The sequence below is a fragment of the Chryseobacterium herbae genome (assembly GCF_025154075.1).
Taxonomy (GTDB): Bacteria; Bacteroidota; Bacteroidia; order Flavobacteriales; family Weeksellaceae; genus Chryseobacterium; species Chryseobacterium herbae.
This window is the reverse complement of sequence record NZ_JAOAMU010000005.1, coordinates 16,861-31,161: the sequence shown is the minus strand read 5'-3', so window position 1 is coordinate 31,161 and position 14,301 is coordinate 16,861. Positions and strand designations below refer to the sequence as shown.

The window sequence follows — 14,301 nt, the reverse complement described above, 5'->3', positions numbered from 1 at the left end:
GAAGCAGCCGTGTCAAGGTTTTAAACCTTGACACGGCTTTTAGAAACAAATGTTTTTCACGAATATCACAAATTGATTAATGTTTAAAATTGTGGTTTTATTAGTGTTATTTGTGGTTAAAAATCTGATCATCTGCACAATCCGCGAAAGCTTAAAAAAATAATTATCTTTAAAAATCATAAAATTTCAAACAATGAGTTCAGCTTCACAATTAGCAAAAAGGTTCAGAGAAGTCTTGTTGGACGGCTTGTGGATCGCCAATACGAATTTTAAAGACCAGCTTTCAGAGGTAACCTGGGAACAGGCTGTCACAAAGGTAGATTCTTTAAATACCATTGCCATGCTCACCTATCATATTCATTATTATATAGCGGGAGTTGTCAATGTACTGGAAGGAGGTGATCTTGAAATAAAGGATCAGTTCAGCTTTGATCTTCCACCTATTAAATCTGAAGAACAGTGGAAATATTTGCTAAACAGGCTTTGGACAGATTCAGAAAAGTTTGCCTCATTAGTTGAGCAAATCCCGGATGATAAACTGGATGAAGTTTTCGTGGATGAAAAATACGGAACCTACAGAAGAAATATAGAGGGTATGATTGAGCATAGCTACTATCATTTGGGACAGATCACTTTAATAAAGAAAATGTTATCCAATTAATAATTTTAATTTTATCTAAGTACTATTTAATGTTTTAATTAAAAACCATTTATTATAGAAATTAGTTGTACCTAATTATTAGTTTACAAAGAGTTATTCCCTAATAAAAAGTAGATTTAAATAGATATATTTGTTACATTATTTATTCGACTATGAGACCCACTATTAATATATATTGTGATGAAAGTTGCCATTTAGAAAATGACAATGAGCGGACTATGACTATTGGAGCGGTTTATTGCCCAATTGAAAAAAAACAAGAAATATTTGAAAGACTTTATTCATTAAAAGAAAAGCATAATTTAATTCCGAAAAATAAGAAAAATGATAAAGAGAATAGGGAATATTATGAGTTAAAATGGAATAAAGTGTCAAAAACAAAACTTGAATATTATAAGGATGTTTTAAACTATTTTTTTGATGATACAGATCTTCAATTTAGAGTTTTAGTAATTCCAGACAAATCGGCAATTGATTATAAGAAATTTAATCATACTCATGATACTTTTTATTATAAAATGTATTTCGGAATGCTTAAAGCTATCCTTACACCACAGTGTTCGCACCACATATATATAGACATTAAAGATACTAGAAGTAGAGAAAAAGTACATAAGCTCGAAGAGGTTCTTCGAAATGATAAATATGATTATTCAAAAGAAATAATTAAAAAAGTACAACAAGTACGGTCACATGAAGTTGAAATATTACAGCTAACTGATTTGCTTGTTGGTGCGACAGGTTATGTAAATAGAGGTCTTAATACAAGTAAGCCTAAAAATGAGCTAGTTGAATTAATAAAAAAAAGATCAAAATATTCTCTAACTAAATCAACCTTATTAAAAGAAAGGAAGTTTAATATTTTTGTTTGGGAAGCACAAAAGCCATATTTTATATGAGTAATTTAGAGCCATTAAATTTCCCTGAATCTATTTATCTTGCGGATTATTCGGGGAATTTCAGTTTATATTTTAAAGAAGTTTACTCCATTTTTAAAGACCACTTTATTACTAACAAGCCTTTTTATAAAGGTGCAAAAGTTGGGACTAAGAGATTTCCAGAGGTAGATGGTGTACATAGAACATTTTATCATATTACGCATGAAGGAGAAAATGAACACGATAGAATCCCAGATTTGAATAGAATGGAACGAATTCGATTTCCAAAATTTATAATTGATAATTGTCCTCACGATGAGCTTTTAATTTGGGTTAAACAAATTCGAAAAGAAAATAGGATACATATTCTCAATGAAGATGAAAGATATTTGCTTGTTTTAAACGAAAGAGACGGATATTATTTGCTTTGGACTGCTTTTTATATTGAACATTCACACACGTTACGTAAAAAGAAAAAAGAATATATAGATTATATAAACGCCGAAACCGCTTAGTGAAACTAAACGGCTTCTAAACTCCTTTAACACTGACTTCCAATTAAGGAATGGTTACTGAGCTGTTGCAAAGATAAGCATAAATTTTCAAATACTATCTTTAATAGTAAAATATTTTCCTAAAGCAAATATAATAAGGTAATGCGTCAAAACTTGTCGTATTTAAAATACTTGTATAAATAGTTATAAATTCCCCATGCGAAAAATTAATGGGAAATGCCTCTCAAATATGGAGGTATTTGAGGGTTTTACATAAATTACCTACCTTTAAAAAAAATAAATTTTAAATGAGAAAATCGGCTGCAATCATTTTTGCGTTTATCATTTCACAATTTCAGGCTCAGCAGGGGGCTTATTATCAGCAGGCTGCAAAGTACAAGATGGAGATTGATGTTAATGCTGAAAAATTTACCTACCAGGGAAATCAAACCTTAGAATATACCAATAACTCACCGGATGAGTTGAACGTTGTGTATTTTCATCTGTACTGGAATGCTTTTAAGCCTAATTCAATGATGGACCAGAGAATTGCCGGTCAGGGGAAAAATGGAGATTCCAGGTTACAGAAAGAGGGTATTTCAAGATTGGCAGCTATTCCGAAAGATCAGGAGGGCGCTCAAAATATCCACTGGATTAAGCAAAACGGAAAAGATCTGAAATTTGAAGTTCAGGAAACCATTATGAAAGTTTATCTGGCAGAGCCAATCCAACCCAATTCTACCACGACTTTTACCATGGATTGGGATGCTGTAATCCCTCAGCAGATCAGAAGAAGTGGAAGAAACAACAGAGAAGGAGTGGATATGACCATGACTCAATGGTACCCTAAAGTTGCAGAATACGATTATGACGGTTGGGCAACTTTTGATTATATCGGAAGGGAATTTCATGCACCGTTCTCGGATTTTGATGTTACCATTAAAATCAACAAAGACTATGTGATCGGAGCGGGAGGCGTTCTTGAAAATCCTGCGGACGTAAAAGGATATGATGGCGCTGCAAAAATTAAAGCAGATAAAAGCAAAAAAGCAGTCTGGAAATGGAAAGCCAATAATATTCTGGACTTTGCATGGAGCGCAGACAGAGATTATATCATTAAAAGTTTTGATGTCCCTGAAGGACCGAAAGTATTCCTTGTTTATCAGCAGAACGACAAAACAAAAGTTTGGGAAGAAGCTCAGCCTTATGTGACCAAATATTTCCAGCTGATGAATGCTCACTTCGGAAAATATGTATACCCGACCTACGCCTTTATTCAAGGTGGTGACGGCGGTATGGAATACGGAATGTGTACGATGATCCTGGGAGAAGCTAAAGATATGAAAGGACTGATGGGACTGATGGCTCACGAAGGTGCGCACTCATGGTATCAACAGATGCTGGCCACCAATGAATCCGTACGTCCGTGGATGGATGAAGGGTTTACAAGCTATGCAGAAGGCTATGTGATGCATCAGTTATTCCCGGAAGAACTTCCGAATCCTTTTGTACATACTGTAGAAGCTTACAGGAATTTTATTAAAAAAGGAATTGAAGAGCCTGCCGTATGGTTGGGCGATCACCACGATAACGGGACGGCTTACACGTATGCTTCTTACGTAAAAGGGGAGCTGTATCTTGTAGAATTGGGCTATATTATGGGTGAGCAGAAACTTGCCGAAACCTTAAAGCAGTACTACGACCAATGGCATATGAAACATCCTTCTGACAGGGATTTCCTTCATATTGCTCAGAAAGTATCAGGAATGGATCTGAAATGGTTCCATAACTATTGGATCAACACGACAAAAACCATTGATTACGGGATTAAAGATGTGAAGTACGATGCAAAATCTACCACAATTACCCTTGTCAATAATGGTCAGGTTCCAATGCCTGTGGATTTCAGTGTACTGACGATAGATAAAAAAGTGGTTACCTATCAGATTCCTCTAAACATGACCCATACATGGAAGGATAAAGATATCTACGGTGACTTTAAGACGATGCCGTACTGGCCATGGACACAAAAAGAATATACATTGACAATTCCTTACACAAAATCTCAACTGTCTGTTTTAGGAATAGATTTCAGCCAGAGATTGGCAGATGTCAATATGGAGGATAATATTGTCGAAGTAAAACAATAGATGAATTTTGGTGCGGGTTTCGAGATGCGGGTTTGAGAGTTATCGGAAGTTATGAGTTATAAATTATGAGTGATGAGTTATGTAACGCGGGTCTTGGAGTATGAGGACTTCACATTTCACTTGCGAAGCAAAATTCACCATTCACTTTCCTTAATCTTAGCCTCAACCTAAAAATCTGATATCTCATGTCTGAAATCTGATGTCTTCGAAAACCTTCATCATTCACTTGCGAAGCAAAATTGACTATTGACATTTTTTAATCCTAGTCTAATAAAAAATAATCCCGCAGAACATTTTCCGCGGGATTTTTATTTGTCTTGAATAAAGTCTGAAATCTTAGATCTTAAAAACCTTCACCATTCACTTGCGAAGCAAAATTCACCATTGACAATCCTGCCATTTCTTTAAAAATCTGATGTCTGATGTCTGGCATCTGAAATCTTTCTCCTTATTTTATCTCAAACTGCTGCACCATCCAGTGATTAGTATGATTTTTTACAAGATCATTTTTTAGGGCCGCATCTTTTGTATTCAAGTAGCTGTAAACTTTTAAAGGAACTGAATCCGGATATTCTTTTAATCCCTGATCAACAGCTGTTTTGGCTTCGTTTTTCTTTCCGCTTCCGTCCAGTGCTTCAGCTTTATAGATGTAAATGATTGCGGGTACTTTGCCATAAACATCCCTTGTTTCCTTTTCCAGCAAAGTCATCGCTTCGATCTGAAAGTCCGTATCAGATGGTTTTCCAACCATCGCTGTACGGCTGATGTGTTGCTGATACATCAAAAAAAGCATAAGGATATGAAGGTTTTTTGTATCTGGGTTTGAGGCCATTTTTTCAATTCTCTCAACCGTTTCTGGTGTCATTTCATCTTTTTCGGACTGAAGGTTTTTGTTGTAAAATTCATCCAGAAGATCATAGACAGCCCGGTCATTCTTATCAATCTTTGCCCCTTCTTTTATTTTCTGAAATACACTGTTAACCTGAGACGCATTTTGCGCAAAAGTATTCAGACTGATACAAAAGAAAAATAGGAAAATCAGGTTTTTCATGGAAGATGAGATTTAAAATATTTTGAGTTTTAAAGGTAATTAATTGTTTTCAATTTTCTAAATCTGGCACTTAAATTTTCTATAGACTGGAAACATGAGGATATTAATTTAAAATATCATCTAGAGTCTGTTCTTTTTAATTCTTTAACCAATTTCCAGACCGTGTCTTTTCCAAATTCACTGAAATAAGATATATAGTTTCCCTTTTTATCAATGACAACAAAACTAAAGAAAGGATAATGGTTTTTAAAAAATAAATTTTCGATCACCCCGTCTTTGTCGGGCTGCCAATTAACCCGATCCGGAAAGTAGTATTGCAGACCATCATAATCTTTGTATATCCAAAAGCCTTCGTAATCGTCTTTTCTATTTAATTTTTTTAGGTTACTTTTATTAAACACATTCCAGGATGTATTTTTATCTATAGTGTTGTAGCTGTCTTTTCCTGGGTAATATATAATAATAAGGTTCTTGTCAAGTTTCTTGCCTGACAGGGATATTTGTAGCTCTTTGAGCTCAATTTCACTCAGTTTTCCATGATTTTTTCGGCGAACTAATATATTGTTAAATTGTTCTTGATCTTCGATATACAAGTCTATATTTTTACTGTAATCTCTTTGGTTGAAAAACTCAGTTTTACTTATCTCTTTCATGTCTTCGTTGTAATAAGCCTTTTTTTTCTGTGCATTAAAAGAAGTAACAATGGATAGTAATATGAGAAATAGTATTTTTTTCATCTATGATTTTTGTGTATTCTGATTATTCTGAATGATATGATCTATCATATTTAAAAGGTAAATGTTTCAATTATAAATATAATTAAATGTTTTTAAAAAGTTAATACGGGGGTTTTAATGCTCCTTGTGCTTTAAATGAGAACGTTTAATCAACAAATTATTAAAAGTTATAAATCTGGATTCATGAATTACTCTAAATAACACCGATATTGCTTATTTTTGAGGATAAAGCCTTATTTTTACACCTGTTTTTTAACCCAGACTAGCTTAAAAAATCAAATGAATTCAATCGTAATCAACGTAGGGAACAGCAATATCAGATTCGGACTTTTCAATGGAGACAACTGTGATATTTCATGGGTGATCAATACCAAGCCGTACAGAACGGTAGACGAACTGTATGTACAGATGCTGATGCTGTATCAGACCTACAAAATAGAACCGGAAGAGATCAGCAAAGTCATTATAGGATCTGTGGTTCCACAGCTTACCAAAGTGATCAGTTCGGCCATTAAAAAGATCCATAAGATTTCACCGGTGATCGTCGACAGATCTACACCTTCCGGGGTTCAGGCGAAATCTAAGCAGATGGGAACGGATATTTATGCCAACCTTGTAGCTGCCCACAATCTGTATCCCAACCGTAAGAAAATCGTTATTGATTTTGGAACAGCTCTTACCGCAAGTTGTGTTACGGAAACAGGAGAAACATTAGGTGTAATTATCGCGCCGGGAATTGTAACTTCTTTGAATTCACTGATCAGCCAGACGGCACAGCTTCCTGACATCGAGCTTAAAAAGCCTAAAACAGTCCTTGGATTAGATACCGTAACCTGTATGCAGAGTGGTATGGTTTACGGATTTTTGGGGATGGTAGAAGGTTTTGTAGACCGTATCAACGATGAGGTGAATGATGACTGTTTTGTTGTCGCGACAGGTGGAGTTTCCCACGTGTATAAACCGTTGACAGAAAAGATTCATGTGATGGACAGATTGCATACACTGAAAGGACTTTATTTCCTGGGAAAAGATTTATAACCTTCGTAAGATTAAGGCTTAAAATTTCAAGATATTAAAAACGGGATATGAGAAAATTAGAAGAATTTCCGACCATAGAAACAGAAAGGCTGATCCTTTCACAGTTGAAAGAGGAGGATATTCCTTCTGTAAAAATTTATCTTCAGGAGAAAATTTTCTCAGATCTTACTTCCAATATTCCTTATCCGTATATGCTGGAACATGCAGAATTCTGGTTGAAAATCTCCAGAGAAGCCTTTGAAAACAATACAGGATACACGTTTGCAGTTCGCAACAAAGAAGGACAAATTATTGGCGCTATCGGTCTTCACGACAGAGATGATGATAAAGCCGAACTGGGCTATTGGATGGGAAAACCATTCTGGAACCAAGGATACATCACTGAAGCTGCCATTGCCCTCATCGATTTTGGATTCCGTGAACTGGAAGTTAATAAAATCTACGCTACCTATTTTCTCCACAACCCCGCTTCCGGAAGAATCATGGAAAAAGCCGGTATGGAAGAAGAAGCGTTGCTGAAACAACATCTCAAAAAAGACGGCGAATACTTTGATGTGATGATGTATTCTGTCTTAAAAAATAAATAATGATTTAACCTTTCGTGGAATAAGCTATCAAATCTGCAAATACTTCCATGAAAACAATCTACGCTCTCCTTGCTATAACCATTAGCACATTCCTTTTTTCACAAACCAAACTGATCGCTTTCAAAAGCCATAGCGGTCATTCGGCAGATTTCAATACAGCAGTTTCTGAAGATCTTTTCGATGCTAATTCGTCAAATCTTGGTATAGTCCCGAAAAGATATGTAAGAGATGCGAGACTGGATTCCGTGATCATTCTTAATGATGAAGAAAGTGTTTTAGTGACCAGTTCTGCAAAAAAAATAGTTCCCGATGGGACTAAAAGAGTTTGGGAACCGGGAAGGGAAGTGGTACGGAATCATGCCCTTTTCTCAAAGAAAAATATTGACAGTGTAAAAAATGTACTGAAGAGAGATTATTACTTTGTCAATGATATGGACAGTGTTGTTTTTGTAGAATATGATCAACAAAATAAGTCCTATAAAGAAGTAAAACCTGTAAAAAAAGTAAATCCGAAGAAAGAAAAGTCAGAAAAAATCCCGAGGGGTCTTCTTTTGGGTATCCTGATGTTTTCCGGAGCTTCAGGATTCTACAGCTGGAAAAAAAATAAAAAGAAATAATCGGCATCTTCTCAAAATGATTTTTTAACTTTAAATGACTCCCATGAAAATATCGTATTCATTTCTAGCTTTTCTGATAAGTATTTCCATCTTTTCACAAACCAAACTGATTGCTTTTAAAAGCCACAGTGGACATTCGGCAGATTTCAATACAGCCGTTTCTAAAAATCTTTTTGATGCCAACTTTTCTAATTTAGGTGATTCCAGACCGTTTTACGAAAAAATGAAACTAGATTCTGTGATTATTCTTGAGGATGGAGAAAGTGTTCTGGTAACCAGATCTGCCGGTATTTTATTTAATGATAAAAAAGAGGAATGGCAGCCAGGAAGAAAGGTGGTACATAATCGTGCTCTTTTTGCAAAAAAGAATATAGACAGCGTAAAAACAGTTCTGAAAAATAATTATCAGTTCGTTAATGATATGGACAGCGTTGTTGTTGTGAAGTATAACAAACAGGACAAATCCTATAAAGTCATTAAACCTGCCGCTACTAAACCTGAAAAAGAAAAGTCAGAAAAGATACCGAGAGGTCTTCTTTTGGGTATCCTGATGTTTTCCGGAGCTTCAGGATTATACAGCTGGAAAAAGAACAAAAAAAATAATGAGAAATAGACTTCTGCCTGGAATCGGAATCTTTTTTCTGCTGTTCCTGCTCTTCTTTCCATTAACTTTTCTGGGTGATTTTCAGCAAAGCTGGTCATTGTTTTTATGGGAAGATCTCGCAGACTGGATTGTGAAAAATATTTTTAAGATCAATCAATCAAGAATAGATTTTTCTTCGGACAGCAGTTCTATGTTTGCATTGGTCATGATTCTTATGATTGTATCGGCTTTAGCAGCTATATTGATCAAAAAGAAATACCAGCAGAGAATTCTTGATTTGTCTAAAGAAATCATCGTTTTATACTTGGTTGTGATTCTGATGAAATATGGTTTTGATAAAGTTTTTAAAGCCCAATTCTATCTTCCCGAACCTAATATTTTGTACTCCCGCTTTGGAAATCTGGATAAAGACATTTTGTTTTGGAGTACAATGGGAACTTCCCGGTTGTATTCCGTATCTGCGGGAATTTTGGAGATTTTGACAACACTCCTGATTCTTTTCCGTAAAACGCGTGTGCTGGGACTGTTGGTGTCCATCGGCATCCTGATTAATATTTTCCTCATTAATATAGGATTTGATATCTCGGTTAAATTCTTTTCTCTGATCCTGCTTTCTATGGCTGTTTTTGCATTAAAAAATGACTGGATACCGCTATATCGTTTCTTGATTTTAAAACAGGAAGTGAATCGGGAAGAAAAAAGAGAAATCAATCCAAAGTTTCAGCCTGTCTGGATCTTTTTCAAGACGGCTTTTGTAGGACTTTCACTGGCTGCGATACTTTTTCCGTTTATTAATTCAGGGAATTTTAATGATGACACCTCAGATAGACCTTTGCTTCATGGTGCTTTTAAAAATTTAGATGCCGATTCAGATATTCAATATGTTTTCTTTCACCGGAACAGCTATCTTATTCTCATGGACAAAAATGAAAAGATGGTGGATTTTCATTATGTACAGAGATCAAAGAATCAGCTTATTCTCGAAGATTATACAAACAAAAAGACAAAGGTTGATTATGTGTACCAGAAAAAAGATAGTCTTCTCACACTCAGCTTTAGAAAATACATGATAAAGACCAAAGAATTGAACTGGAGAAAGATGAATGCTTTAAAACCTCTTTTCCATGCGGTTATAGAAGATACGGAATAGACTGCAAAAAGATTTCAGACATCAGATTTAAGATTGTCAATGGTGAATTTTGCTTCGCAAGTGAAAAGTGAATTTTTTAGGGAACTATGAGTTTTCAGGTATTAGAAAACCCGAACCCCGCATCTCGAAACTCTCAAATCCTAAAACGCTCCGACTCTCAAACTCAATTATCTTTTGCTTTTAAAGAATTCCTTGACGATAGTTGAACATTCATGTTCCATCACTCCGGTTACGATTTCTGTTTTTGGATGCAGAGAAAGGTGTTTGTTGATAAATCCTCTCTGTTCATCTCTTGCACCAATCACCACTTTGGAAATCTGTGACCAGGAAAGTGCACCCGAGCACATCACACATGGTTCTAGTGTCACATAAAGTGTACAGTTGATCAGATATTTGCCACCAAGAAAATTCGCAGCGGAGGTGATTGCCTGCATTTCTGCGTGGGCTGTCACGTCGTTCAGGGTTTCGGTAAGGTTGTGGGCTCTTGCAATGATGCGGTTATTGGAAACCACGATACATCCGATGGGAACCTCATCTTTTTCTAATGCAGCTTCTGCTTCCTGCAGGGCCATCTTCATGTAATATTCGTCGGTAAACATTTAATCTTCAATCGTTAATGTTAAAGGAAGTCTGAGGCTGTGTCTTACCGGATCTCCATTGATAATCGCCGGAGAAAATTTTTCCGAAACAGAGTACAGCGCGATCTCAGCCTGTCGGTTGAATGTGAAATTATCCCCTTTTGCATGGACATTGCTGATGCTTCCGTCTTTTTCCACAATAAAAGCCACGTCTGTTTTTACGGTTTTGGCTTCGGTGTAAACAGCGGGTGTGTAAAAAAGATGGGCCACTTCCTGTCTCAACGTATTAAAACCACCCGGATAATCAGCGGGCTTCTCAAAAACGGCCGGTTTCCCGGTGTTGTTTTCTGATATGCCTTTTGGGTTTTTCAATGATTGCAGATCTTCAAGGTTTCTAACTTTAAGCAGAGCGCCAATCATCGCAACATTTTCAATGCTGTCCATCTTTTTCATGAAAAGAACAAAATCAAGTTTTATATTGGCTTTCCTGAAAGAGTCGGGTTCCAGGTCAAATTTCTTTTTAAACTCTGTATTTAGCATACTCCGGTGTTGGTTGTAATAGTTTTTTACATTCCGGAATTCTTCTTTCTGCTGGGAAAAGCAAAAGGAAGAAATAAGGCAGAACAGGTAAAGAAATAAAGCTTTCAAAAGAGTATATTTATGTAAATATAATTAAAATAAATGAGCTTTTTGTTCTTGTTAATTAGCTTTCAAAATAACGGTTTAGGGACTCCTGAAGATGGGTGCGGATGTCATCAACTAAACCTTTAGGTTCCAGGACCGTGACTTCTTTTCCATACGAAAGAATTTCCTGCATAAAATCATAAGTAGGGTGGAGGAAGAACTCAAAATAGATTTCTTCCGGTGTTTCTTTGGTTTCTTTCTGAGACTGGTGAAGCGGAAAACTTCTGATGTATTCTCCCTGATGTCTGCTGCATTTCATGACGATTTTCTCCGGATTCTGCTCTGCCAGATTCATAACGCCGAAAGCATTTTTGAAATGTTCTCTGAAATTGTAATTGTACTTTTCACGGAATTTATTGTCGCTCACATCCAGATAGTTGACCCTGTCCAGACCAAATGACTTCAGAACTTTGTCTTTGGTGTCAATAGCGATGAGGTACCATCTGTCTTTGGATTCCTTTAAAGCCAAAGGATGTACTTTCCGGGAAGTCATTATTTTATTTTTGTAGTTGTAATGTTCAAAGCTTACCACTCTTTTATTACGGATGGCGAAGAAAAGATCATAGAAATGCTCAATTCCGGTAGGTTTTCTGCTTTCGAAAAAGATAAAATCTGAAAAATTCGGATGAAGGTTCAATGCATTACTTACCTGAAAAGATTCCAATAGCTTCTGGTTGTATTCATCCACTTCCATGATGGGACGGCTTTCGATGTAATACCGGTTATCTCCCTTCTTTTTATTGTGAATGGAAAGATTAAAAAGATCGGAAATCTCACGAATATCCCTCTGCAATGTGCGAATCGAGTAGCTCTTGATCCCTGCATCCTGAAATTCGAAAGAGTTGAGAAGATAGTCCTCCAGCTGGGAATAAGTAGCAGGAGAACTTTCTAATCTTTTTATAATTAAGGCATATCTTGTCAGATAAAAATCTTTTTTCATTCGTCTATAATTTATGCTGCAGCAAGCTGCGTTTCATGGTAAAATTTTATAAGACAAATATATAGGCTTAATGCGACAAAACGTGTCGTGTTTTAATTTTATGTGGCTTTTTTTAAGCCAGTAGCATGAAATAATTTCACGCTACTGGTTTATTGGATTTTCTATTTTTTCTTTTTTAGAGGCGCTTTTGGTGAGGAAATTCCTTTTTTGAGATCCGTAAAATTCCCGTAATCATCTCTCATAATTTTTATCTGGTTATGGAGATACCTTATTCCAGGATCATTGTAATCCATAATGTTCTGTGTGGTTCTTATTTTAAACATTAAATAGTTGTCATGATCCTGCTTGATCACTATTTTAAGACATTCATAGTATTCCTTTGCTAAAGAAATGGCATCTTTTCTTAAGAAGTAGGCCAATTCTGTTAAAGTGTGGTAACCATAATCATTGTTTTTATTAAGGACTTTTATTGCTTTTTTGTTAGCATTATTATAGTCCTGTGCCGTATTCATACTTTCATTGCAGGCGGCAATATATTCTCCTTTTGTTTGTGTGCTGTTTATTTTATAAGAATTCGGGAAGTTTTTATATTTCAAAATTACATTATCTCGGTTCTTTTTGGTGTCATCATATCTTTTTTGCATGGTCTTGATGAGATTGTTGAGTCCGGCTAGAATGTTCTCTTTTTTACCGACTGTGATACCATTAAAAAAGATAGCGCCGGTAGAACCCTCCATAAAGCTGATGGTCTTTAAAACGCCAGATTTATATTCTGGTGAATTTTCGGGCAGGTCATTCCCTAAAATTTTTTCACGATCAACTTTATAACTCTGTTGCTCTGCGGTATTAAAAAATAAATGTTGAAGCCCAAGCATATGTCCTATTTCATGACAATAAGTGAATTTTTGATCAATATTTCGTACAAACACCATAAGTTTATAGTAATTGAGAGGATCTGGCTTACTATAGGCTCCGGAATCAGGGTTTGAAGATAAATAATCATTGAGGATAATAATTCCGCCTGTATAATTCTTTTTCCGGGAAGCTAAATAAGTTTGATATTCCTCAAAAATAACAGTGTCCAGATTGTTGTTTTTATCCGGTTCGCCAATGTCTTTTTGGTTTTCTACAATCACTTCGTCTGTACCCTTTTTACCAAAATATTTTTTGGCTGTCCATTCTGTTTTATCAAATGCGTAATAATAATCATCAAGATTAGCCGTTGCAAGGTTATCAAACATATCCTGGTTTTCAATATCCACTTCATATCCTGCCTGGTTTAAAGAATTGTTATTAAGGTATTTCAGAATATCAGCCTTTACAAATTTTTGGAAAAGATTCTTCGCTTTTGTCGCTTGGGTACCGTCAGAAGATACCAGTGCAATAATTCTGAACTTTATTTTTTGAATTTTATTTTCCATCATCGTAAATCCTCCCACTTTAATAGGTTTGTCTCCGGAGCTCTGCTGAAGAATAAAATAATTGTTTTCGGGACTTTCTTTGAGGCATTTTATTTTTAAGATGAAGATTTCTTTGTCTGCTGTTAAGCTTTTTTCCGTCTTATTACCTGTTTTAGTACCTCCTACAATTTCGAAATCATAGAATTCGTCTCCGGTAATACTTATCGCCTCTGATGTGATGGCAGTGGCAGTGGTAAGATTTACTTCAAGAGAAAGTTGGATAGATTGAGTGGGTTTTATTAAAACCCAGGGGATATCAACTTTTTTCCCTGATTCTATTATAGGATAGTTTTCTTTTATGGTGTCGTTGACTCCTGTTTTGTCCGTAGCGGGTACTATATTTCCCAAATCCCTGGGATCATTAGCATTAAAAGGTTTTTTGTAATAATATTCCAGTTCCGAGATATTTACATCTTGTATTTTCTGTACGTCGCCGCTGGAAGGATCTATATCAATCCAATCAAAGCCGAATTCGCCGTTGTAAGGAGGTGTAGTTCTTACTTTGATGTAGTAATTGGCCGTGTTTATAAAAGTTTTCTTTCTACGGGCTTTATAAACATCAATATCAGCAATACCAATATTGGCCGGGTATCGTATATCTATATTTTTCATTTTAAAAATTTTTGATTTGGGTAAAAAAGCGGCGGAAAAAATTCCGCCGCCATTTATGAA

At 35.6% G+C, this 14,301-nt stretch carries 15 protein-coding genes; 9 read left to right on the top strand and 6 right to left on the bottom strand.

Annotated elements, in window-relative coordinates:
• Window positions 1-193: 193 nt before the first annotated feature.
• From N0B48_RS15475 to N0B48_RS15460, 4 genes are all read left to right on the top strand, one after another.
• Complete coding sequence (locus N0B48_RS15475) at window positions 194-661, top strand: DinB family protein (protein WP_259839687.1); 468 nt, start codon at window positions 194-196, stop codon at window positions 659-661.
• Between the two features lie 152 nt (window positions 662-813).
• Window positions 814-1,560: a DUF3800 domain-containing protein gene (locus N0B48_RS15470; RefSeq protein WP_259839686.1), complete on the top strand. Its 747-nt coding sequence runs from the start codon at window positions 814-816 to the stop codon at window positions 1,558-1,560.
• Window positions 1,557-2,054 (top strand): hypothetical protein, encoded by a 498-nt coding sequence (locus N0B48_RS15465; protein WP_259839684.1) that lies wholly within the window; start codon window positions 1,557-1,559, stop codon window positions 2,052-2,054. Before N0B48_RS15470 ends, N0B48_RS15465 begins: the two co-directional genes overlap by 4 nt.
• Window positions 2,055-2,341: 287 nt before the next feature.
• A complete protein-coding gene (locus tag N0B48_RS15460; RefSeq protein ID WP_259839683.1) occupies window positions 2,342-4,183 on the top strand; it encodes a M1 family metallopeptidase in 1,842 nt (613 codons plus the stop codon).
• 448 nt (window positions 4,184-4,631) lie between these two features.
• On the opposite strand, the gene N0B48_RS15455 is transcribed toward N0B48_RS15460, so the two are convergent.
• Together N0B48_RS15455 and N0B48_RS15450 are read right to left on the bottom strand one after the other, a co-directional pair.
• The gene (locus N0B48_RS15455) at window positions 4,632-5,234 is read right to left on the bottom strand and encodes a hypothetical protein (RefSeq protein ID WP_259839682.1); all 603 of its coding nucleotides are present in this window, start codon (window positions 5,232-5,234) and stop codon (window positions 4,632-4,634) included.
• 116 nt (window positions 5,235-5,350) lie between these two features.
• Window positions 5,351-5,971: a hypothetical protein gene (locus N0B48_RS15450; RefSeq protein WP_259839680.1), complete on the bottom strand. Its 621-nt coding sequence runs from the start codon at window positions 5,969-5,971 to the stop codon at window positions 5,351-5,353.
• A 279-nt stretch (window positions 5,972-6,250) separates the two neighbouring features.
• On the opposite strand from N0B48_RS15450, the gene N0B48_RS15445 reads away from it, so the two are divergent.
• Genes N0B48_RS15445 through N0B48_RS15425 form a run of 5 tightly spaced genes read left to right on the top strand, consistent with a single transcriptional unit; the run spans window position 6,251 to window position 9,967 of the window.
• Window positions 6,251-7,009, top strand: coding sequence for a type III pantothenate kinase (locus N0B48_RS15445; protein ID WP_259839678.1), 759 nt, complete (start codon window positions 6,251-6,253; stop codon window positions 7,007-7,009).
• Between the two features lie 47 nt (window positions 7,010-7,056).
• Window positions 7,057-7,596, top strand: coding sequence for a GNAT family N-acetyltransferase (locus tag N0B48_RS15440; RefSeq protein WP_259839677.1), 540 nt, complete (start codon window positions 7,057-7,059; stop codon window positions 7,594-7,596).
• A gap of 47 nt (window positions 7,597-7,643) precedes the next feature.
• Window positions 7,644-8,213: a hypothetical protein gene (locus tag N0B48_RS15435; RefSeq protein WP_259839676.1), complete on the top strand. Its 570-nt coding sequence runs from the start codon at window positions 7,644-7,646 to the stop codon at window positions 8,211-8,213.
• A 43-nt stretch (window positions 8,214-8,256) separates the two neighbouring features.
• Window positions 8,257-8,826, top strand: coding sequence for a hypothetical protein (locus N0B48_RS15430; RefSeq protein WP_259839675.1), 570 nt, complete (start codon window positions 8,257-8,259; stop codon window positions 8,824-8,826).
• Window positions 8,816-9,967, top strand: coding sequence for a hypothetical protein (locus N0B48_RS15425; protein ID WP_259839673.1), 1,152 nt, complete (start codon window positions 8,816-8,818; stop codon window positions 9,965-9,967). Before N0B48_RS15430 ends, N0B48_RS15425 begins: the two co-directional genes overlap by 11 nt.
• Window positions 9,968-10,134: 167 nt before the next feature.
• Here N0B48_RS15425 and N0B48_RS15420 read toward each other — a convergent pair whose 3' ends face one another.
• The 4 genes from N0B48_RS15420 to N0B48_RS15405 form a co-directional block, all read right to left on the bottom strand.
• Window positions 10,135-10,566 (bottom strand): nucleoside deaminase, encoded by a 432-nt coding sequence (locus N0B48_RS15420; RefSeq protein WP_259839671.1) that lies wholly within the window; start codon window positions 10,564-10,566, stop codon window positions 10,135-10,137.
• The gene (locus N0B48_RS15415) at window positions 10,567-11,193 is read right to left on the bottom strand and encodes an energy transducer TonB (RefSeq protein ID WP_259839670.1); all 627 of its coding nucleotides are present in this window, start codon (window positions 11,191-11,193) and stop codon (window positions 10,567-10,569) included.
• Window positions 11,194-11,248: 55 nt separating this feature from the next.
• A complete protein-coding gene (locus tag N0B48_RS15410) occupies window positions 11,249-12,169 on the bottom strand; it encodes a helix-turn-helix transcriptional regulator (protein ID WP_259839669.1) in 921 nt (306 codons plus the stop codon).
• 161 nt (window positions 12,170-12,330) lie between these two features.
• On the bottom strand, window positions 12,331-14,241 hold the full coding sequence (locus N0B48_RS15405) for a hypothetical protein (RefSeq protein WP_259839667.1): 1,911 nt from the start codon (window positions 14,239-14,241) through the stop codon (window positions 12,331-12,333).
• Between the last annotated feature and the right edge of the window lie 60 nt (window positions 14,242-14,301).

Bases quoted from the DNA above. Each gene is read 5' to 3' on its own strand.
- N0B48_RS15475 (WP_259839687.1), top strand. From the start codon at position 194: ATGAGTTCAGCTTCACAATTAGCAAAAAGGTTCAGAGAAGTCTTGTTG.
- N0B48_RS15470 (WP_259839686.1), top strand. From the start codon at position 814: ATGAGACCCACTATTAATATATATTGTGATGAAAGTTGCCATTTAGAA.
- N0B48_RS15465 (WP_259839684.1), top strand. From the start codon at position 1,557: ATGAGTAATTTAGAGCCATTAAATTTCCCTGAATCTATTTATCTTGCG.
- N0B48_RS15460 (WP_259839683.1), top strand. From the start codon at position 2,342: ATGAGAAAATCGGCTGCAATCATTTTTGCGTTTATCATTTCACAATTT.
- N0B48_RS15455 (WP_259839682.1), bottom strand. From the start codon at position 5,234: ATGAAAAACCTGATTTTCCTATTTTTCTTTTGTATCAGTCTGAATACT.
- N0B48_RS15450 (WP_259839680.1), bottom strand. From the start codon at position 5,971: ATGAAAAAAATACTATTTCTCATATTACTATCCATTGTTACTTCTTTT.
- N0B48_RS15445 (WP_259839678.1), top strand. From the start codon at position 6,251: ATGAATTCAATCGTAATCAACGTAGGGAACAGCAATATCAGATTCGGA.
- N0B48_RS15440 (WP_259839677.1), top strand. From the start codon at position 7,057: ATGAGAAAATTAGAAGAATTTCCGACCATAGAAACAGAAAGGCTGATC.
- N0B48_RS15435 (WP_259839676.1), top strand. From the start codon at position 7,644: ATGAAAACAATCTACGCTCTCCTTGCTATAACCATTAGCACATTCCTT.
- N0B48_RS15430 (WP_259839675.1), top strand. From the start codon at position 8,257: ATGAAAATATCGTATTCATTTCTAGCTTTTCTGATAAGTATTTCCATC.
- N0B48_RS15425 (WP_259839673.1), top strand. From the start codon at position 8,816: ATGAGAAATAGACTTCTGCCTGGAATCGGAATCTTTTTTCTGCTGTTC.
- N0B48_RS15420 (WP_259839671.1), bottom strand. From the start codon at position 10,566: ATGTTTACCGACGAATATTACATGAAGATGGCCCTGCAGGAAGCAGAA.
- N0B48_RS15410 (WP_259839669.1), bottom strand. From the start codon at position 12,169: ATGAAAAAAGATTTTTATCTGACAAGATATGCCTTAATTATAAAAAGA.
- N0B48_RS15405 (WP_259839667.1), bottom strand. From the start codon at position 14,241: ATGAAAAATATAGATATACGATACCCGGCCAATATTGGTATTGCTGAT.